The organism is Blautia aquisgranensis, assembly GCF_040096615.1.
Classification (GTDB): domain Bacteria; phylum Bacillota; class Clostridia; order Lachnospirales; family Lachnospiraceae; genus Blautia_A; species Blautia_A aquisgranensis.
Window position 1 is genome coordinate 18,376 of record NZ_JBBMEJ010000018.1, and the last position, 22,026, is coordinate 40,401.

Sequence of the window (22,026 nt, forward strand, 5' to 3'; positions counted from 1 at the left end):
CTGCAAGCCTGTCAAACATATTGCGTAAATTGTTGCATGAATTTATACGAAGCTGATTGGATCAACAGGTAGAATATCTGCATAATCAACAGTAAAAATGCACAAAAACCGTATGCTGAAATTGTGATAAAAGTAGAAATACAAAAAATCAATTGCGTTTTACGCAAAATAAACATATAATTCATGCAAACGGTTGCATTAAGAATGCACAGAAATTGCAGCAAAGATGAAAAAGAAAATGGAGGATTTGTAATGAGCAGCGAAAAAGAAAAAAGCCCGTCAGTTGTATACGCACCGCTGACAGGAAAAGCAGTGCCGCTCGATCAGGTTCCGGATCCGGTATTTTCCGGGAAGGTTCTTGGTGACGGAATTGCGATCATTCCGGAGGACGGCAGGATCGTAAGCCCTGTGGATGGACAGATAGAATCTGTTGCAGAGACAGGACATGCCTATGGCTTTTCCACGGAAGATGGTCTGGAACTGCTGGTACACGTAGGACTGGAGACCGTATCTCTGAAAGGAGAATGCTTCAAGGTTCATGTGAAAGAAGGCGACCAGGTAAAAAAAGGTGATCTGGTAGCAGAAGTGGATCTTGTATATCTAGCAGAGAAAAATATCAATCCGATCACACCGGTTCTGATCTGTTCCGATCTGGACGATCAGGAGATGAAATGTGCGGAAGGCGCAGTGGAAGCTGGAAAAACAGCTGTGCTTATGCTTACTGGGAAATCTGAGAGTGCAGCAGCCAAAACAGCAGCTTCTGCAGCTGAAACAGAAGCTCCGGCAGCAGAAAAAACACAGTCAGTCAAAGCATCCGACACCGCAGTTTCTTCCGGCGAAACGAAGAAAGAAAAGAAAAAATTTAGTTTCAACTTCGATTTTCTTCAGAAACTTGGAAAAGTACTGATGACAGTTATCGCAGTTATGCCGGCAGCAGGACTGATGATCAGTATCGGTAAGCTGGTACAGATGGCAGGCGCAGATGTTTCCATGATCCTGACCGTAGGAACAACCATGGAAAACATCGGATGGGCGATCATCAATAACCTGCATATCCTGTTTGCGATCGCGATTGGTGGTTCCTGGGCGAAGGAACGTGCAGGTGGTGCTTTTGCAGCATTGATCACCTTTATTCTGATCAACCAGATCACAGGATCTGTTTTTGGAGTTACCTCTGCAATGCTGAATGATGCAGATGCTGTAACCCATACACTTTTTGGAAAAGAGATTCTTGTAAACGGCTACTTTACTTCTGTATTAGGAATGCCAGCCCTGAATATGGGTGTTTTTGTCGGTATCATCTCCGGTTTTGTCGGCGGTGTGATCTACAATAAATATTATAATTACCGTAAACTTCCAGATGCGTTATCTTTCTTTAACGGAAAACGTTTTGTACCGATGGTATGTATTCTCTGGTCTGTGATCATTTCCCTGATCCTGGCAGTTGTATGGCCGGTCGTACAGTCCGGAATCAATGCTTTTGGTGTGTGGATCGCCAATTCTTCTGATACATCACCGATCCTTGCACCGTTTGTATATGGAACCCTGGAGCGTCTGCTGCTTCCGTTCGGACTGCACCACATGCTTACGATTCCGATGAACTATACATCTTTTGGCGGAACTTATACGATCGCAACAGGAATCAATGCAGGAAAAGAAGTATTCGGACAGGATCCGCTGTGGCTTGCATGGGTAACAGACCTTATCAATTACAAAGATGCAGGAAATATGGCAGCATATAAAAACTTGCTCACAACAGTAACACCGGCACGTTTCAAGGTTGGTCAGATGATCGGTGCGACAGGACTTCTTCTTGGTATCGCACTTGCCATGTACCGCAGAGTTAATGCAGACAAAAAGAGCAAATACCGTTCCATGTTTTTCTCAACAGTACTTGCTGTATTCCTTACAGGCGTAACTGAGCCGCTGGAATTCATGTTCATGTTCTGTGCCCTGCCGCTTTATATTGTATATGCGATCCTTCAGGGATGTGCATTCGCAATGGCAGGAATCATTCATCTGCGAGTACACTCTTTCGGAAATCTGGAGTTTATCACACGAATTCCGATGAGTCTGAAAGCAGGCCTTGCAGGAGATGTGATCAATTTTGTGATCTGCGTGATCGCGTTCTTTATCATCGGATATTTTGTGGCATATTTCATGATCGGAAAATTCAAGTTCGCAACACCTGGAAGACTTGGAAATTATACAGACGGCAATGATGATGACGGAGATACCACTTCAACAGCTTCCGGGGATACAAAAACATCCGGTGGAAATTCACAGGCAGAGCGCATTATCGCACTTCTCGGCGGAAGAGAAAACATTGTTCTCGTAGATGCCTGCATGACAAGACTTCGTGTAACAGTCAAAGATCTGGACAAGGTTGCGGAGCTTCCGGCATGGAAAGCAGAAGGCGCACTTGGCCTGATTAAAAAGGACAACGGAATCCAGGCGGTATACGGACCGAAAGCCGATGTACTGAAATCAGATATCAACGATATTTTATAAAAGAAAAGCAGGGACTTGATTGAGCAGCCTGATTTTGATTTGCAATAGTTGGAGGCGCAAACATAAATGAAACTTATGACATTAAATACTCACAGCCTGGTAGAGCCGGACTATGCGAGCAAAACAAGAAAATTTGCACAGGTGATCCAGAAAGAACTTCCGGATATTGTGGCACTTCAGGAGGTCAATCAGAGCCAGAGTGCCAGTGTACTTCCGGATGTGATGCTTCCGGGGTATGTACGCTGCATAGGATTTGACCGCCAGATCCGAAGTGACAATTACGCCATGATCCTGGCGGAAATCCTCCGGGGAATGGATTGCTATTATTACTGGACCTGGATTTCCGCAAAAACAGGCTACGGTAAATATGATGAGGGAATGGCTCTCCTCACCAGAAAGCCGATCGAGCGAATCCGTCAGCATCTCATTAGCAGAACGGATGATTACGAAAACTGGAAAACAAGAAAGATGCTGGGTGTTCAGGTCCAGGGCTGTCCGGACTGGTTTTTCACGGTTCACATGGGATGGTGGAACGATGAGGAAGAACCGTTCAGAGGTCAGTGGGATTCTATGGAAGAGTTTTTCCGGAGCTATCGCAAAAAGGATTCGACGATCTGGCTCATGGGTGATTTCAACAGCCCGGATAACGTGAAAGGTCAGGGCTACGAGCTTGTATGTAACAGTGGCTGGCAGGATTCCTGGAAAGCTGCGGAAACAAAGGACGAAGGATTTACCGTGGAAAAAGAGATTGATGGATGGCGTGACAGTGACACAGGTAAAGCAGAGCAGAAGACCGACAGGATGAGACTTGATTATATTTTCAGCAGTGAAAAACGAAAGATTCTCACTTCGGAAGTAATCTGTAACGGAAAAAAATATCCGGTGGTTTCCGACCATTGTGGAGTTATGATCACAACAGGGCAGAAAATGCCAGATAAACAGAACTAATATTTAAAAAGCATGCAGAGCAGTATAAGGAGACAATAATTATGAATGAAAGAGCAGCTGGCATATTGATGCCGATCACAAGCCTGCCGTCAGAGTATGGCATCGGATGTTTTTCCCAGAGTGCATATGATTTTGTGGACTGGTTGAAAGCAGCAGGACAGAGCTACTGGCAGATCCTTCCACTTGGACCGACAAGTTATGGAGATTCACCGTATCAGTCATTTTCCACATTTGCAGGAAATCCGTATTTTATCAGCCTGAAAGCACTGGTGGAAGAAGGCGTTCTTGACAAAGCTGACTGCGATAAGGTCAACTGGGGAAAAAGAGCGGACAGTGTAGATTACGAGAAGATCTACAAAGGACGCTACAAGCTTCTTCGAAAAGCCTATGAAAACAGCAACATCAGCGAGAATCCGGACTATCAGAGATTTGTTGCGGAAAACAGCTGGTGGCTTTCTGACTACGCGCTTTTTATGGCAGTAAAGGATCAGTTCGGCGGTGTTGAGTGGACAAAATGGGCAGAGGATATCCGCCTTCGCTGGGCAAATGCCATGGACTACTATCGCAGAGAATTATATTTTGATATTGAATTCCAGCAGTATATGCAGTTTAAATTCTATGAGCAGTGGATGAAACTGAAAAAATATGCCAATGAAAAAGGCATCCAGATCATCGGAGATATCCCGATCTATGTAGCTATGGACAGCGCAGATACCTGGGCGCATCCGGAGCTTTTCCAGCTGGATGAAGAGAACGTGCCGGTTGCAGTAGCCGGTTGTCCGCCAGACGGATTTTCTGCAACAGGACAGCTGTGGGGAAATCCTTTGTATCGCTGGGATTATCACAGAAACACAGGATATCAGTGGTGGCTTTCCAGACTGAGCTATGTGTTCCGGCTTTATGATGTAGTAAGAATTGACCACTTCCGTGGCTTTGATGAATATTTTTCTATTCCGTATGGTGCAGAGAACGCCATTGGCGGTCACTGGGAAAAAGGTCCGGGAATCGATCTGTTCCGCAAGGTAGAGCAGGCGCTTGGCTGGAAACAGGTTATTGCGGAGGATCTTGGTTACGTGACAGATTCTGTCCGCCAGCTTGTTCATGACAGTGGCTTTCCGGGAATGAAGGTTCTGGAGTTTGCTTTTGACTCCAGGGATTCCGGATGTGCGAATGATTACCTTCCACACAACTATCCGGAAAACAGTGTAGCTTATACCGGAACGCATGACAATGAGACGATCGTCGGATGGTGGAAGAGCATTACGGCAAAAGAGCGTAAGCTTGCCAGAGATTATCTCTGCGATAACTGTACACCGGATAAGGATCTGTATAAATGCTTTATCAGCCTGGTTATGCGAAGCAGCGCAAAGCTTTGTGTGATCCCGATGCAGGATTACATGGGGCTGGATAACAGCTGCCGGATGAACCAGCCGTCCACAGTAGGAAAGAACTGGAAATGGCGTATCCGCAGGAGGGAGCTTACCATGAAGCTCCAGAAAGAAATTCACGGTATGGCACTTCGTTACGGACGTATGAACTGGTCTGAATAAAGGAATTGTCTGCGAGGGATATTCCGTTTAAACGGGACGTGGAAGAGAGTGGAAAGATTAAGGATAGAATCGCACTTTTTTGTGTGATATAATGCTGTTCTGTAAAGGCAGCTGTCAGTAAAAGGGGAGGCTGACAGCTGCCTTTTTCGTGCAAAAGTTTTTTTATACAAAGGGGAAAATTATGACAGGTAAAACACACGCAGCAGTGGGACTTGGAACGGTGCTGGCCATAACACAGCCGTCTACAGTTTCCGGGATGATACTCGCAGCCGGAACAGGAATGCTGGGGGCACTGATCAGTGATATTGATGTGGGAACATCGAAATCGCATAAAGATGCAGACAGGATCACATTGATCGCGGTTCTGCTTGTAGCGGCTGAGATCGCACTGAATTATTTTTATGGTTTTTCCGTGTGGGAAAAGATACGGAATGACCAGTCTATGGCACCGGTAGCTATGGGAATCATTATTTTCATAGCTGTATGCGCCTTCGGCAAAAATCAGCCGCACAGATCCTTTATGCATTCGATCATGGCTATGGCGATTTTGAGTGCGGCGATATCCATGATATCTGTGAAGCTGGTGCTTTATTTTGTGATCGGTTTTGCATCGCATCTTGTACTGGACTGTTTCAACCGAAAAAGAGTCCGGCTTCTGTATCCGCTGCCGGGCGGGATCGCTCTGGATCTCTGCAAGGCAGGAGGTTTCGTGGATTCCATGCTTTTTAAGCTGGGATCGGTAGCTGTGATCTTTGAGATCGTATATCTGGCGGTCAGAATGGGAGAGAGCTGGAAGATATTCCAGATGTAGAAAAGAATACGGGATAAATAAAAAATGAGGCAGAAATTCCAAAGAGCAGGAATTCTGTCTCATTTTTTAACCGAATATCAGATTAACTTATTTATTTCTGCGGATCTTGCAGGCGCATGCTGTGTAAAGAACATCGGTAGAAGAGTTCAGTGCTGTTTCGCAGGAATCCTGGATCACACCTACGATGAAGCCTACACCAACAACCTGCATGGCAACGTCATTCGGAATTCCGAAAAGGCTGCATGCCATTGGAATCAGAAGAAGAGAACCACCGGCAACTCCGGAAGCACCTGCCGCACTTGCAGCAGCCAGGATGCAGAGAATCAGAGCTGTAGGGAAATCTACACTGATGCCAAGTGTGTTTGCAGCGGCCAGAGCCATGATGGAAATGGTGATTGCTGCACCACCCATGTTGATGGTGGCACCAAGTGGAATGGAGATGGAGTAAGTATCTTCGTCAAGTCCGAGATTTTTACAGAGCTCCATGTTTACCGGGATGTTGGCAGCAGAGCTTCTTGTGAAGAACGCTGTCAGTCCGCTGTCCTTCAGGCAGCGCAGAACCAGTGGATATGGATTCTGGCGTGTGCAGAGGAAGGTAACGATCGGGTTCAGCACAAGGGCTACAAACAGCATGGTTCCAACCAGTACGCAGATCAGACGGCCATAGCTTAACAGTACGCTAAGTCCCTGCTCGGAAATGGTTGTAAAGATCAGACCCATGATACCGAACGGAGCAAGATTGATGATCCATCTAACTGCGGTTGAGGTTGCATCGGAAATATTTTCGATAACTGTTTTTGTGGTTCCGCTTGCAGCTTTCAGTGCGATACCGAAGATGATCGCCCATGCAAGGATACCGATATAGTTGGCGTTTACAAGTGCGTCAACCGGGTTTGAAACGATGTTCATAAGGAGGTTTTTGAGAACCTCGGAAACACCGCTTGGCGGAGTGATGTCGGAAGTGTTAGTATTCTCGGAAAAAGTCAGCATGATCGGGAACAGACGGCTGGAAAGAACCGCTGCCAGTGCTGAAAGTACATTTCCCAGAAGGTACAGTACAACGACGAATTTCATGTTTGTTTTCTGGCCTTTTCCCATGTGGCACAGAGAACTCATTACCAGGAAGAACACCAGAAGCGGAGCAATTCCACGGAGAGCACCGACAAACAGATCACCGAGAATGGAGATCACAGAAGCCTGTGGAATCGCAAGTCCGAGGATGATACCAACGATCAGTCCGCAGATGATACGCTTGATCAGGTTGATGCTGTTCCATTTTTGAATCAGGTTTTTCATAAACTTTTTCCTCTTTCCTATTGTATGGGAGTGCTTTTTCTGGGGTAGTAATACTGCATCACGGAAAAGCACAGTATAATCATTATATACATTTGTGTCCGCCTTGTAAAGACAAATGTACATATATGTGAAAATTTATGAAAGATTTTCCATAAAATAACAGCCCAGAGTGGATTTTGATATTCCTCAATGGGCTGTATATCTGTAAATGTAACTGTGCTGTTATCCGGATCACGCTGACACTTTAAGCTTCTTAAAGCTGACAGCGAAGAATAATACTTCTGCAAATCCGGTAATTCCCCAGGAAAAGATGTAGAGAAGATACAGGGCAGATATGGTCTGGAAATGCGCGAACACTGTATAGATCCAGATAATACGGAACACGCAGGAGCCGAGGATAACGATAATGGTCGGCGGGATGCTTTTTCCGATACCACGGGAAGCTGCAATACTGCCATCCATGAAACAGCTGAATGCATAGCTGAATCCCATGATCCCGATCCTCTGCATTCCGGCATCGATAACTGCAGGTTCTGTGGCAAAAAGTGACAGGAACTGCCGGCCGAAAACAAGAAGCAGCCCGCCTAAGGCTGCACCGGCGATAAAAGCGTATGTAAGGCTGATTCCATAGGATTTGAGCATTCGTTTTTTGTTTCCGGCACCCCAGTTCTGACCGATAAAGCTTGCACAGGCTGTATAAAAGGCAAACATCACATTATAGATCAGAGAATCTGCGTTGGCAGCAGCGGCATTTCCGGAAACCGTGACTGCATCGAAGGAATTGACACCGGCCTGCACGAACAGGTTGGCGATGGCAAAAATTCCGTTCTGCAGGCCTGTCGGGATACCAAGCATCAGCACGGCTTTGCAGGCGTTTGGGTGAAAACGGAGCTTGCTCAGGGATACCTTGCAGTCGTCTTTTCGCCGGAACAGATGGAGCATGACCAGAGTGGCAGATACATAAAGAGAAATCGCACTGGCAGTTGCCACACCTGCGGCAGCCATATGACAGACGATAACGAAAAACAGGTTCAGAAGAACATTGATCACTCCGGCAATGGAAAGATAGATCAGTGGTCGTTTTGTATCTCCGCGGGCACTTAATACGCCGTTACCGAAATTGTATACGGCCATGGCCGGCATACCAAGTGAGTAGATCTTCATATATAAAATAGCCTGGTCGATCAGTTCCGGCTTGGTATTCATCATGGACAGCATCTGTCCGGAAAACAGAAGACAGACGACACAGACCAGAAGTCCTGCGATGGCACAGAGAAGAAGAGATGTATGGATCGTTTCTTCGGTACCTTTTCTGTTTTCGGCACCAAGCTCGTGGGCTACACGAACATTGACTCCTGCACCCATTCCGATCAGGATTCCGGTAAATAAAGTGACCAGCAGAGTTGTGGAACCCACAGCTCCAAGTGCCATGTAATCTGCAAATCGCCCCACAACCGCAACATCACTTAAGTTAAAAAGAACCTCCAATACCTGGGACCCCATCAGGGGAAGGCTGAAGAGGAGGATATTTTTCCAGAGAGAGCCGGAGGTCATCTCAATGGAAGACGTTTTCTTTTTTTTATTTTCACACATAGTTTACCTCATAAAAATTATAAAAAATTCCTTCATCCAAGGTATACAATACTATGTTGGAATAGGTTTGTAAAGAGGGGAAAATAGCTCTTTTACCAGGCGCAGAGGTTTGTTTTTATTTATAGATTCTACATTGATTTCAGTACGAACAATGATATAATAAATGAGAGCAATAAGAAAGTATTTTCAGAAATATTGGAAATATAAAATACAGCAGACTAAGGAGGAACTCAATACAATGAAAATCGGAAATGATATTTATTATGTAGGAGTAAACGACCATCAGGTAGATCTGTTCGAGGGACAGTATGTAGTGCCAAACGGAATGTCCTATAATTCCTACGTGATCAAAGATGAGAAGATCGCAGTTATGGATACCGTAGATGCCAACTTCGCAGAAGAGTGGCTTGGAAAAGTAGCAGAAGTTCTGGATGGCGCGAAACCGGATTATCTTGTAGTTCAGCATATGGAGCCGGACCATGCCGCAAACATTGAGAATTTCATGAAAGCATACCCGGATACAACTGTTGTTGCCAACACAAAAACCTTCACCATGATGGAGAATTTCTTCCGTGGAATGGATCTGGAAGGAAAGAAACATATTGTAGCAAATGGTGACACCCTGACACTTGGAAAACATGTCCTTACTTTCGTATTTGCACCGATGGTTCACTGGCCGGAGGTTATGGTTACATATGACAGCACAGATAAGGTTCTGTTTTCAGCAGACGGCTTCGGCAAATTTGGAGCTCTTGATGTAGAAGAGGACTGGGACTGCGAAGCACGCCGCTATTACATCGGAATCGTCGGAAAATATGGTCCGCAGGTACAGAAGCTTCTCAAAGCAGCAGCAACTCTGGATATCCAGACTATCTGCCCGCTCCACGGACCGGTCCTTACCGAGAATCTTGGACATTATCTGGAGAAATATGATATCTGGTCTTCTTATAAAGTAGAGAGTGAAGGTGTAATGATCGCCTACACATCTGTATACGGACATACAAAGAAAGCAGCAGAGCTTCTTGCACAGAAGCTGGAAGAAAAGGGCTGCCCGAAGGTTGTTGTCTGCGATCTTGCAAGAGAAGACATGGCAGAGGCAGTGGAGGACGCTTTCCGCTACGGAAAGCTGGTACTGGCCAGCATTACATACAACGGAGAAGCATTCCCGTTTATGCGTACATTTATCGAGAACCTGACAGAACGTAATTACCAGAACCGCACCATCGGCCTCATTGAGAACGGAAGCTGGGCACCGACAGCAGCCAAAGTCATGAAAGGAATGTTCGAGAAGAGCAAAAATATCACATGGCTTGAGAACAATGTAAAGATCATGTCCTCTCTCAGCGATGAGAATGTGGCAGAGATCGATGCAATGGCAGAGGAGCTCTGCAAGTAATTTCTGAATGTCAGAACAGCTTATAAAAAATAAAGATATAACATAATAAAAAGACGTGGACCCGGGTCGATATGTTCGTTCATTTACTGAGTTGTTAATGAAAGAAATATATCGATCCGTAAGGTCACGTCTTTTTTATTTACCGAGCAACAGTTACATCCTCTTACACCACATAAATCCATAAGCCGGAAGCTCCACGTCCTTAAGCTCCAGAGTCTGGTCTGTGATCAGATCGCGGAAAGTTCCCTCCTCCTGCATCCAGGCAGTTTTTTTACTGTCACTGAAGTTGAAGATTCCGATAAAGCGGTCATCTCCCTTCTGACGGAGGATACAGAGAATACTGTCATCATGAACATCGTATGTATATACATCACAGTCTTTATCAAAAACAGATTCCTGGCTGCGGATCTGCTCCATGCGGTCCAGAGTCTGGAAGATCTGTCCTTCAACGGAGGATTTGGATTTTCTTTTTCCGGCAAGCTCCCACTGGAAAGCACCACGGTGGATATAGCGGGAATCTGCAGCCTTATCAGGATCCTCTTTATAGGAATAATCATTGAGACGGCCAATTTCATCGGAGCTGTAAAGCATCGGGATTCCGGACTGGGTAAGCATATATGCGTGAAGCATCAGATCCTCACGGATACCTCTGTTCAGTTTCTCGTCATCTTTTTCAAAAAGAGCAGCCTCGATTCCGCACATGGAAGCAGTGGTTCCGCAGAAGCGGGCATCCTGAGTTACCGGGTCATCATTATAGAGCTCTCCGCGGCTGTCGCTTCCCGGATGCTTTCCTGTAAAGAAATCATTCAGGTAACGCTTATGAGATGGCTCATCCATGCCCCATTCTTTCAGAGTGGCAAAATCAAGTCCCCAGCCGATATCGTCATGGCAGCGGAGATAATTCAGGAAGGTGTACTGCTTCGGAAGGCTGTTTACAATATCCATCTGTTTTTTCAGAAGGCGGATATCACGGGTGGCGATGCTGTTCCAGGTAGTGGCCATAGTTGTTACGTTGTAGAGCATATGGCATTCCGGTTTTTCTACGGTACCAAAATACGGAACAACTTTTTCAGGCTCCATAACAACCTCCCCAAGAAGAACAACACTTGGGCAGACGATCTCGGCGATCATACGCATCATACGGACGATGGTGTGAACCTGTTTCAGGTTACGGCAGGGAGTTCCCAGTTCCTTCCAGATGTACGGAACCGCATCAATACGGATCACATCCATTCCCTGGTTTGCGAGGAACAGGAAGTTGTACATCATCTCATTGAATACACGCGGATTTCTGTAGTTCAGATCCCACTGGTACGGATAAAAGGTAGTCATGACATAGTGGCCGATGTCCGGAAGCCAGGTAAAGTTTCCCGGAGCAGTGGTTGGGAATACCTGTGGTACGGTTTTTTCGTACTTGTCCGGGATCTCACGGTTATTGTAGAAGAAGTAGCGGCTCATATATTCGCCGTCACCCTGGCGTGCTTTTTTGGCCCACTCATGATCCTCGGAAGTGTGGTTCATAACAAAATCCATACACAGGTTCATTCCGTTTTTGTGGCATTTATCTGCAAGTGCAGCCAGATCCTCCATGGTACCAAGGTCCGGGCGGACTTTGCGGAAGTCGGCTACTGCGTAACCACCGTCGGAACGACCCTTCGGGGTATCAAGGAACGGCATCAGATGAAGACAGTTCACGTTGCATTCCTTAAGATATGGAAGCTTGGCAGAAACTCCCTTGATGTTGCCGGCAAAATTGTCAATATAGAGCATCATGCCAAGCATATCCTTCTGGCGAAACCAGTCCGGATTTTTTTCTCTTTCCAGGTCGCGGTTTTTGAGCGCGCGGCGACGTGCTGTAAAATACTGATACATCTGGTCGCAGAGCTCTGCAAACATATCGTCATTGTGATAAAGCTCTGTGTACAGCCATCGAAGCTCGTCGTGATGATGGTTTAAACGTTCCTGAAAAATTTCCTGATCTTTTTTCATGATTTCCTCCCTGAATAGATATTTATAGATGCCGGGAAACCTGTAAAATATTTCCCGGCGGTAATGGTTATCTGACATTTTTCCACAGAATTATAGCATGAAGTTTCCGGTACATGAATATACGGGTTGTTATGGAATATGGAAAAATGTTGTAAGTATTTTCAGTCTCCTGTTGTCTGTCGTCGTATCAGAACCGGAGTGATCTTTTTGTGGATCGGTTTTTGAAGCGGTGCCGGTTTTCTTTTCTTCATTTCGTTCATCTGTTCCACAAGCAGTTCCATGGTAGTCTGTGCGATCACATCAATCTGCTGTCCAATAGTAGTGATCGGGATGATGGACTCCGCAGCAATGGGTGAATTATCGAATCCGATGATCTGATATTCATCCGGCAGACAGTTGTATTTCTGGAAGATCAGATTGAGAAATATATTTGCGTAAGTATCATTGGATAAAAATATGCCTTTTTTCTGACCGGAATATTTACTGTCAATATCCTGAAAGATCACACGCATCTGTTCAAAAAGCTCCTGATAGGAATCACCGGAAACATTAAGGTTCAGTTCATAAGGAACATGATATTCCCGGCATGTTTCCTCAAAGGCACGGATACGGTCGTAAGCCGGAATATTCTCAGGTACATGGACATTGATGTGGATCAGTACATCACACTGATTACGTATCAGCAGAGAAGTAGCCTGCATGCTGCCCATGTAATTGTCTGTTGTAACGCTGCATATATGTTCTGCTTCACGTTCAATGGCGATCACAGGAATATTATAGGAAGCCAGTTTTTCAGAGGAAAGAGTATGGCTGAGAACAATAAGTCCTTCAATCTTATAAGCCATCAGCTCGTCCAGATACTGCATTTCTTTCTCCGGGCCGCCATCACTGACAAAAACCAGAAATTTGTAATGATAATCGGAGTAACTTCGAAGAAGCTGTGTCAGCATTTCGGAATAATAATGAAGATAAAGGTTTGGGACAATGATCCCTACAAATTCGCTTTTTCCATTGGCAAGAACCCTGGCAAGCTTGTTTTTTCTGTAGCCGAGCTCATCAAGGGCTTTTGCGATCTTTTCCTGATTTTCCAGGGTCAGAGAATCCGGATGATTGAAATATCTGGAGATCGTAGTCTTGGAAAAACCAGTGTATTCTGCAATATCGGCAAATGTTACCTGTTTTTTAGCCATAAAAAAATAGTCTCCTTTTAACAGCAGAAAGTTATGATACGGAATGCAGATGTGATCATATAAGAGAAATCTGCAGACCGTACAGGATAATTGGATTGATGTAATTAAGTATAACAATACAGACGTTAAATAGCAATAAAAAAATAACCAGTTAAGTTACCGGTAACTTTTCTTGAATAAATTAACAAAAAAGGTTGACAGAAGCTATGTCATATAGTAGTATCAAATTATAAAGTAACCGGTTACTTTACCGGTTACTAAACAAGAACGAAAGAACAAAAACGGGAGGAAAAGAGAATGAAAAAAGGTTCTGCGAAAGCTGTTCCGGCAGGAAAAAGAACTGCTGCAGAAAAGCTTCAGTATGTGAAAAAGAACTGGCAGCTGTATGTGTTTTTTCTGCTGCCTGCACTTCTTCTGACGATCATCTTCAAATACGTGCCCATGGGTGGCGTACTGATCGCTTTTGAGGATTACAATGTCATTGATGGTGTATTTGGAAGCAAATGGGTAGGACTGGAATACTTCCGGAGATTTCTGGCATCACCGGATTTTATGAATTATCTTGTGAACACTCTGAAACTGAGTATTTACGGACTACTGTGGGGATTTCCGATTCCGATCATCCTGGCACTTCTTCTGAATCAGATCCGGAGAGCCGGGATCAGGAAAAAAATTCAGCTTCTGATCTATGCGCCGAATTTTATTTCCGTTATCGTACTCTGTGGTATGGTTCGTATGTTTCTTTCACCGGTAGGTCCGCTGAATAAACTGATCGGTTCCGATGCCAACTGGATGACTATGCCGGCAGCATTTCGTACCATTTACATAGCCAGCGGAATCTGGCAGACAGCCGGATGGGCATCCATTATGTATACTGCAGCACTTGCCAATGCAAGTAAGGATCTGGAAGAGGCAGCAGTGGTGGATGGAGCAAATATCCTGCAGCAGATCTGGTATGTACAGCTTCCGGCTATTAAAAACATCATTGTGATCCAGTTTATCCTTCAGGCCGGAAATATTATGAGCATTGGTTTTGAAAAAGCATATGCACTGCAGACAGATATGAACCTTCCTGCATCTGAGATTCTTTCTACTTATGTATACAGAATCGGTCTTCTGAATGGAGACTATGGATATTCTACAGCAGTGGGGCTGTTTAATTCAGTGATCAATGTAATTCTTTTGATCTTTGTAAACTGGGTAGTCAAGAAACTGAATGACGGAGAGGGATTATAGGAGGTGCTGTTATGGCAAAAGCAAAGAAAAAGAAATATTCGGCATCTGACAAAGCCATTTTAGGAATCGGATACGTACTTCTGGGTGCATTTGTACTTTCCATTCTGGTTCCGCTTTTATATGTTGTGATCGCATCCTTTATGGATCCGAATGTGCTGAACAGCCAGGGAATCAGCTTTGATGTGCGGAAGTGGACGATCGATGCGTACCGCAGAGTTCTTGAAAATAATATGATCTGGAGAGGCTTTGCAAACTCATTTTTTTATTCCCTGGTGTTTACCATTATTTCAGTTCTGGTAACTCTGCTGGCAGCATATCCAATGTCCAAGAAAGAATTTGTGGGAAGAAATTTCTTCAATGTTATTTTTCTCATTACCATGTTTTTCGGTGGAGGAATGATCCCGACTTTTATCCTGATCAATCAGCTGCATCTGGTAAATACAATCTGGGCAATCCTGCTTCCGGGTGCGTTTAATGTCTGGAACATGATCCTTGCCAGAACCTATTATCAGTCTATCCCTAAGGAACTCAGAGAGGCATCTGCCATTGACGGTGCCACGGAAATCGAGCATTTTTTCAAGATTATGATGCCGGTATGCAAACCGATCATCGCAGTGCTTGCACTGTGGTCCTTTGTAGGAATGTGGAACAGTTATTTTGACGCTATGATTTATTTGAATGATGCGAAACTGCAGCCATTGCAGCTGGTACTTCGTTCCATTCTTGTACAGAATACACCGCAGCCCGGAATGATCGCAGATATCCAGAGTACTGCACAGATGGCAAAGGTAGCGGAACTTCTGAAATATGCTACGATCATTGTATCAAGTTTACCGCTTCTGATCATGTATCCATTCTTCCAGAAATATTTTGACCAGGGCATTATGGTTGGTTCTGTAAAAGGCTGATGACAGGAGGTTGATAATGATGAAAAAAAGAATGAAGGCATTATTGGCAATCGGGCTTTCTGCAATTATAATGGTATGCAGTGCCGGATGTGGAAATGGAAAAGAACACATGAAAGCAGAAATAGATCCGGATATCCCGGTGGAAGATGTGTCATTTCCTCTGAAAGAAAAAGCAGAGCTGTCTTTTATTACCAGTGCACCTGCAACATCTACACAGGAACCTAATGAAAGAACGATTTTTAAAAGACTGGAAAAGCAGACCAATGTCCACATTGACTGGACCTGTTTTGTATCGGATCAGTTTAATGACAAAAAAAATCTGGCACTGGCACAGTTCGGAAATCTTCCGGATGGACTTTTTAACGCAGGGATGAGTGATTATGATCTTCTTCGTTATGCCAAACAGGGAATCATTATTCCGGTAGAAAATCTCATTGATAAATACATGCCGAATCTTAAGGCTGTATTTGAAAAATACCCGGAATACAGAACAATGTGTACAGCACCGGACGGACATATTTATTCTTTCCCATGGATCGAGCAGCTTGGTGCGGGGAAAGAAGCCATTCAGGCAATTGGAGATATTCCCTACATTAATAAAAAATGGCTGGATTATCTGAAGCTGGACGTTCCGACTACAACTGAGGAACTGGAACAGGTTCTGATCGCTTTCCGCGACAATGCAGATAAACTGGAAAAGAAATTCAACATTGAGGGTGGTGTGATCCCGATGTCCTTTATCATCAATAATGGTGATCAGGATCCTGCAATTCTCATCAACGGATTCGGAGAAGGATATGGTGACACCGGTGATCATTTTGCAGTAAAAGATGATGGAACCGTTATTTATACAACTGTACAGGAAGGCTATAAAGAAGGTATTCAGTGGCTCCATCAGCTGGTAGAAGAAAAGCTGGTGGATCCGGAGGCTTTTACCCAGGAATGGTCAACTTATGTTGCAAAAGGTAAGAACCACAGATATGGTCTGTGTTTCACCTGGGATATTGCAAATATTGATAACAATGAAGATTATGTAATGCTCCCGGCGCTGGCCGGTCCGGATGGTCTTGTAAATATCACAAGACAGAATAACAGTGAAACCAGCGGCTTTGACAGAGGACGCTGCGTTCTGACTACAAGCTGTCGGAATACGGCACTGGCAGCAGCATGGATCGATCAGATGTATGCACCGATCCAGTCTCCGCAGAATAACTGGGGTACTTACGGGGAAAAAGATTCATTTAATATCTTTGAGATGTCCGAGAATACAGAAGGTGGTCAGATGCTGAAGCATATGGATCTGGGAGATACATCTCCGGTAGAGGTTCGTGAAGCACAGTCTGTAAACGGACCGTTGGCAATACTTAACGAGTATTACGATGTATATGTAACAGAGCCGGCAGATGCAAAATGGCGTCTCGACAATATGCACGAAACATATCTTAAGGATATGAACAGTAAATATGTGTATCCGAATGTATTTATGAGTATTGATGATACCAATAAGGTATCTCAGTACGACACAGATATCAAGAAGTATGCGGAACAGAAAAAAGCAGACTGGATCCTGAATGGCGGCATCGAAAAAGAATGGGATTCCTATCTGAAAAAGATGGAGAAGTATGGACTGTCTGATTATCTGGCGATCAAACAGAAATATTTTGACCAGTATCAGAAGTCTCTTAGTGAGACAGAGAAATAAAAACAGAAAAAGATACCGGTCAGAAACATAAAAAAGAAAGAGAGAGCAGAGTATGAGTGAAAAACTTGAAAAAGCACGTCTTTATGAAATAGAGGAAGCAAAAAATATCCCGCAGGAAGAGAAACCGGCCTTTCATGTATCTGCACCGGTTGGCTGGATCAATGATCCCAATGGATTTTCTGTTTTTAAAGGAAAGGTACATCTTTTTTACCAGTATCATCCTTACAGCCGTGACTGGGGCCCTATGCACTGGGGCCACAGTGTGACGGAGGATATGATCAGATGGGAGCAGCTTCCTACAGCGCTTGCACCGGATCAGGAATATGATCGAGAGGGATGCTTTTCCGGAAGTGCTATTGAAGCGGATGGAAAACAGGCTTTGATCTACACAGGAGTTACAACAGAAAAGCTGCCTGATGGAAAAGAAGAAGTCCGGCAGAATCAGTGCCTTGCCTGGGGTGACGGAAAAGATTATGTAAAGGCAGAGAAAAATCCGATAGTCACCGGGGATATGCTTCCGGAGAAATGCAGCAGAGTTGATTTCCGTGATCCGAAGGTATGGGAAGATAACGGAACATACCATATGCTCGTAGGATGCCGCAGCGAAGAAATTCCTGGACAGGTAGTTCTGTTTTCCAGTAAAGATCTGAAAGAATGGAAATTTGAAACAATTCTTGCGGAGAACTCCACAGGAGAAATCGGTGTTATGTGGGAATGCCCCGATTTCTTTCCGCTCGGGGATAAACATGTGCTGATCTGTTCTCCGCAGCATATGCGGGCAAAAGGGTATGAGTTTCATAATGGACATAATTCCCTGTATTTTACGGGAGATTATGACAGCGAAAAACATACATTTGAAAAAGACGCACCGGTAAGTCTGGACTACGGACTTGATTTTTATGCGCCGCAGACAACCCTTCTTCCAGATGGAAGAAGAGTGATGATCGCCTGGATGAAATCCTGGGATAGCTGTGTGATCAAGGAAAAGCAGAGATGGCAGGGAATGATGACTCTTCCGAGAGAGCTAGAATATCGTGACGGAAAAATCTGGCAGAAGCCGGTCCGGGAAATTGAGAATTATCGGAAAAACCGTTGCTGTTATGAGAATGTAAAAGTGGGTGAGAGCTTAAGCCTTGAAGGCGTCCGTGGCCGAATGATCGATCTGACTGTGGAACTGCAGAACGCAGATGGCATCATGGATGGAAGCAGGAACTCCGGAAATCCAAATCAGGAAGCATTGGATGTGTACAATGAGTTCCGGATCGAGCTTGCACGCAATGAAGAATATACAACGGTCTTTACCTATGATCGAAAAAGACAGATACTGGAGATCGACAGAACCTGGAGCGGGGTGCAGCGTGATGTTATATGTACAAGAAAGTTCCAGATCACAGATGACAGACAAAATCTGAAGCTGCGTTTTATCCTGGATCGAAGTTCCATAGAGCTTTTTATCAATGATGGAAGCAAAACTGCGACTACCGTGATCCCAACACCAGTGGAAGCAGATGAGATTCTGTTTCACAGTGACGGAAATGCTGTGATCCAGGTTGAGAAATATGATATTGTGTTGTAGAAGCCTCTCAAATATTGACAATTTCTCTATTTTTGTATAACATAGGGGAAGTTGCTTACGCCGGGTCAGGAGCTGTGTATGTCTCCTGATCCGGCATATATTTACAGGAGAGGAACACAGGAATGTTTTATCAGTTAAAAATCACAAGAAAAGGAACGAAACCGCCGGTATGGAGACGCTGTACTGTTGCGGCTGACGTTACATTTGCAAGAATGGCAGCCATGCTTGAGAAACTGGTTCAGTATCCGGCAGGCAGCCTATATGAGATTGAATTTTTTCAGAAAAAAGTACAGATCCGTGAGAATGGTGACGGAGAAGCAAAGAATAATTTCACATTATTAAATGCAGGCGAGACAGAGACTGCGGAGCTTATGGATTCCGAGAAATGGTTTACTTTCCGTCAGTATGGTGCGGATAAGGAAGCCCCGGAATACAGAGTTGACATTGAGAAGAAAGATGAGGGAACAGCAGAAGCTCCTTCTATTGTAAAAGAAGTAAAGGGTGAGGATGATCCGTACTGGACAGAGACACCGGAGCTGGAATGCACTGCAGCAGTTGAAACTGAGGCGGAAACAGTCAAAGCATCGGAAGACATTGCTGCAACAGTAGCAGCAGTAGAGGCAGCAGCCAGAGCTGCAAAAGCAGATGAGGCAGCCACAGGCAGCAGAAGAAATCCTACAGTAAAAGATTTCCTTATGTCCTATCGTAAAGAAGACCTTCTCAGCATTGCAGGCGAGCTTGGACTTCACTGCAAGGGAATGGAACAGGAAGAGATTGCCGCAAAGGTTGCCGCAGAGGTTCTTAAACCGGAGGTTATGAAAGCAAACTTCCTCGTAGCAGACGATCAGGAGGTACTGGCTTTTGAGGCAGCTATTCAGAGAAAATGCTTCCATGTTGCAGAGGATGAGTGGAATACGTTAGAATGGCTGAACGATATGGGCTACCTTGTTTCCTACAGTGATGATTACGCAGAAGTTCCGGCAGAGGTTGTAGCTGTTTACGATCAGATCAATACACCGGAGTTCCAGACACTTCGCAGCCAGGTAAACTGGCTGAAGGATTGCCTTATTATGGTAAGCTATCTGTATGTATCTGCACCGGCGAAGACAGTATATGAGATGTTTAAGCAGAGAAAAGGCTTTGACATCGGATATGACAGCTTCATCGAGCTGTATCATACCATTCCGGAGAAGGCCTGTATCTGTGAGCTTGCGGAGGATCAGCTGATCCTGAAATCCGCACTGGTCAATAACATCTACAAGGATATCGAGAGACGTCAGGGTGGACGGAAATTCTATATTCCGTCTGTAGATGAGATCCTAGATTATTCCGAAAACGGGTATCCGACAAAATCTGCTTCTTACCAGAGACTGGGCAGATTCCTGCTGGATGAGATGAAGGTTTCCGATGCAGTGAAGGATCAGGTACTGTTCTTTATTTACAAAGAATGCTCCATGGATGGCAGAATGTCAGCGATCATGGAAAACCTGAACCAGAAGGGGATCCAGTTTAACGATGAGCAGCTTGAGAAATTTACAAAGCTGATCATGGAGGCAAACAATAACACAAGAATGCTGGAATTCCGCGGTTACACACCGAATGAGATCTCAGGAGCAGTATGGCCGTTTGCCACAGGCAAGCCGCACACTGCAATGCCGAACAGCTTTGTGCCGACAGCAATGCCGATGCAGCCGGCATCTGCAAGAAAAATCTACCCGAACGATCCGTGTCCGTGCGGAAGCGGTAAGAAATATAAGAAGTGCTGTGGAAGAAGATAATTCTGCAGAAAATTTACAGTGGTTCCGGAGCTGATACAGCTGAGTTTTTGAGATAGTATCGCCGGGATATCATACGAATTAATATAAGACAGTTCGTTTGTACCATCCTGTCTATAAATAAAACCAGGGCTGAAGAAGATGTGAGAATCAGGGCAGACTCGTGGCGGGTCTGCCTTTTTTTACTTTAACCGAATCACGGCCGGTAATACCGGCTTTTTTATGTTATAGGAAATTACTCCGTAATGTTCCTATAACATAAAAAAGCCCTCCGGGCAGGATCGCACTGCGACGGAGAGGAATAATGTCGCTGAAGCGACCCGTCGCAGGCGGAGAATCCTGCAAGCAGGATTCTTTCTTATTTATGGAATATCGGGATGGTGTGACAGATCCAGAAGGAGGAAAAAAATTATGTATCAGTTAAAAACAGAAGCAGATTTTGATTCTGCACATTTTCTGTCCGGTTACACCGGCAAATGTTCCAACATCCATGGCCATCGCTGGCATGTGGAGATTGAGATCGAAAGCCGGAAGCTGGAGAAAAACGGCCAGGAGCGAGGGATGCTGTTAGACTTCGGAGATCTGAAAAAGGATCTTCGAGAGCTGGCAGATTCCATGGATCACACGCTGATCTATGAAGAAAATACATTACGTCCGAAAACGCTGGAAGCACTGGATGAGGAAGGCTTTCATCTGGTGAAGGTTCCCTTTCGCCCTACAGCAGAGAATTTTTCAGAGTATTTTTTCAGGAAAATGGAAGAAAAGGGCTATCCTGTAAAAAGAGCTGTTGTTTACGAAACACCAAATAACTGTGCAGCTTACCGGGAAACGGAAGAAGAAACGGAGGCGGTATGGCTATGAGTACCTATCAGGTTGTAGAGAAATTTGTCAGCATCAACGGAGAGGGCAGACGGGCAGGAGAGCTTGCCGCTTTTATCCGGTTTAAGGGCTGCAATCTTCAGTGTAGCTATTGTGATACCAGCTGGGCAAATGAGCCGGGGTGTGAAAGTGAAAGGCTGACAAAAGAAGAGATTCTTTCCTGGATCCGCGAGGCAGGTGTAAAAAATGTGACACTTACAGGTGGGGAACCACTTTTGCGGAAAGGGATGGAGGAGCTGATCGAGGCAATCCTGGAGGATCCATCCCAGCGGGTGGAGATTGAGACCAATGGAAGCGTAGATCTGAAGCCTTATCATATATTAAAAAAACGTCCGTCCTTTACCATGGATTATAAAACACCGGACAGCGGCATGGAAAAAGAGATGCTCCTTTCCAATCTGGAGCTTCTGGGCAGTGAGGATACGCTGAAATTCGTGGTCAGCAGCCGCAGAGATATGGAAAAAGCCCTGGAAATCCTGGAAAAGTACAGGCTGGTCGGAAAAACGGCAGTTTATTTCAGCCCTGTATTTGGCAGGATCCAGCCGGTGGAGATCGTGGATTTCCTTATGGAAAAAAAGCTCAACGATGTAAAGCTTCAGATCCAGCTTCATAAGGTGATCTGGGACCCGCAGAAACGGGGAGTATGACAGGAAAACATATCACAAT

The 22,026-nt window shown here is 44.9% G+C and carries 15 protein-coding genes and 1 pseudogene; 12 read left to right on the plus strand and 4 right to left on the minus strand.

All coding sequences use genetic code 11. The annotated features are described in order from the left end of the window. The first annotated feature begins 252 nt into the window (after positions 1-252). The 4 genes from WMO28_RS13560 (at position 253) to WMO28_RS13575 (ending at position 5,820) form a co-directional block, all read left to right on the plus strand. Positions 253-2,511 (plus strand): PTS transporter subunit IIBC, encoded by a 2,259-nt coding sequence (locus WMO28_RS13560; protein WP_349057313.1) that lies wholly within the window; start codon positions 253-255, stop codon positions 2,509-2,511. A gap of 66 nt (positions 2,512-2,577) precedes the next feature. Then, positions 2,578-3,459, plus strand: a complete 882-nt coding sequence (locus WMO28_RS13565) for an endonuclease/exonuclease/phosphatase family protein (RefSeq protein WP_349057314.1) — start codon at positions 2,578-2,580, stop codon at positions 3,457-3,459. Further along, positions 3,459-5,009 carry a 4-alpha-glucanotransferase gene (gene malQ / locus WMO28_RS13570; protein WP_349057331.1) on the plus strand — a complete coding sequence of 517 codons (1,551 nt, stop codon included), beginning with the start codon at positions 3,459-3,461 and terminating at the stop codon, positions 5,007-5,009. The genes WMO28_RS13565 and malQ overlap by 1 nt, the downstream gene beginning before the upstream one ends. Before the next feature lie 181 nt (positions 5,010-5,190). Beyond that, the gene (locus tag WMO28_RS13575) at positions 5,191-5,820 is read left to right on the plus strand and encodes a metal-dependent hydrolase (RefSeq protein ID WP_349057315.1); all 630 of its coding nucleotides are present in this window, start codon (positions 5,191-5,193) and stop codon (positions 5,818-5,820) included. Between the two features lie 87 nt (positions 5,821-5,907). Here WMO28_RS13575 and sstT read toward each other — a convergent pair whose 3' ends face one another. Beyond that, positions 5,908-7,116, minus strand: coding sequence for a serine/threonine transporter SstT (sstT, locus tag WMO28_RS13580; protein ID WP_349057316.1), 1,209 nt, complete (start codon positions 7,114-7,116; stop codon positions 5,908-5,910). 231 nt (positions 7,117-7,347) lie between these two features. After that, the gene (locus tag WMO28_RS13585) at positions 7,348-8,709 is read right to left on the minus strand and encodes an MATE family efflux transporter (protein ID WP_349057317.1); all 1,362 of its coding nucleotides are present in this window, start codon (positions 8,707-8,709) and stop codon (positions 7,348-7,350) included. Between the two features lie 238 nt (positions 8,710-8,947). Here WMO28_RS13585 and WMO28_RS13590 point away from each other — a divergent pair. Continuing rightward, positions 8,948-10,102, plus strand: a pseudogene (locus WMO28_RS13590) (FprA family A-type flavoprotein); the annotation flags it as partial. 156 nt (positions 10,103-10,258) lie between these two features. Here WMO28_RS13590 and WMO28_RS13595 read toward each other — a convergent pair. After that, complete coding sequence (locus WMO28_RS13595; protein ID WP_349057318.1) at positions 10,259-12,094, minus strand: amylosucrase; 1,836 nt, start codon at positions 12,092-12,094, stop codon at positions 10,259-10,261. A gap of 161 nt (positions 12,095-12,255) precedes the next feature. Continuing rightward, positions 12,256-13,284, minus strand: a complete 1,029-nt coding sequence (locus WMO28_RS13600) for a LacI family DNA-binding transcriptional regulator (protein WP_015526650.1) — start codon at positions 13,282-13,284, stop codon at positions 12,256-12,258. Between the two features lie 297 nt (positions 13,285-13,581). Here WMO28_RS13600 and WMO28_RS13605 point away from each other — a divergent pair, with 297 nt between their 5' ends. The 7 genes from WMO28_RS13605 (at position 13,582) to queE (ending at position 22,007) form a co-directional block, all read left to right on the plus strand. Then, complete coding sequence (locus WMO28_RS13605; protein WP_015526649.1) at positions 13,582-14,520, plus strand: ABC transporter permease; 939 nt, start codon at positions 13,582-13,584, stop codon at positions 14,518-14,520. A gap of 11 nt (positions 14,521-14,531) precedes the next feature. Then, positions 14,532-15,428, plus strand: coding sequence for a carbohydrate ABC transporter permease (locus WMO28_RS13610; RefSeq protein WP_015526648.1), 897 nt, complete (start codon positions 14,532-14,534; stop codon positions 15,426-15,428). Between the two features lie 70 nt (positions 15,429-15,498). Continuing rightward, positions 15,499-17,130 (plus strand): type 2 periplasmic-binding domain-containing protein, encoded by a 1,632-nt coding sequence (locus WMO28_RS13615; RefSeq protein ID WP_435376551.1) that lies wholly within the window; start codon positions 15,499-15,501, stop codon positions 17,128-17,130. Between the two features lie 52 nt (positions 17,131-17,182). After that, on the plus strand, positions 17,183-18,706 hold the full coding sequence (locus tag WMO28_RS13620) for a glycoside hydrolase family 32 protein (RefSeq protein WP_349057319.1): 1,524 nt from the start codon (positions 17,183-17,185) through the stop codon (positions 18,704-18,706). A 122-nt stretch (positions 18,707-18,828) separates the two neighbouring features. Next, positions 18,829-20,484, plus strand: coding sequence for a YecA family protein (locus tag WMO28_RS13625; RefSeq protein WP_349057320.1), 1,656 nt, complete (start codon positions 18,829-18,831; stop codon positions 20,482-20,484). Between the two features lie 408 nt (positions 20,485-20,892). Continuing rightward, entirely contained in the window at positions 20,893-21,342 is a 450-nt protein-coding gene (gene queD / locus WMO28_RS13630) for a 6-carboxytetrahydropterin synthase QueD (protein WP_349057321.1), read from the plus strand. Continuing rightward, positions 21,339-22,007: a putative 7-carboxy-7-deazaguanine synthase QueE gene (gene queE, locus WMO28_RS13635; RefSeq protein WP_173741559.1), complete on the plus strand. Its 669-nt coding sequence runs from the start codon at positions 21,339-21,341 to the stop codon at positions 22,005-22,007. The genes queD and queE overlap by 4 nt, the downstream gene beginning before the upstream one ends. The last annotated feature ends 19 nt before the right edge of the window (positions 22,008-22,026 follow it).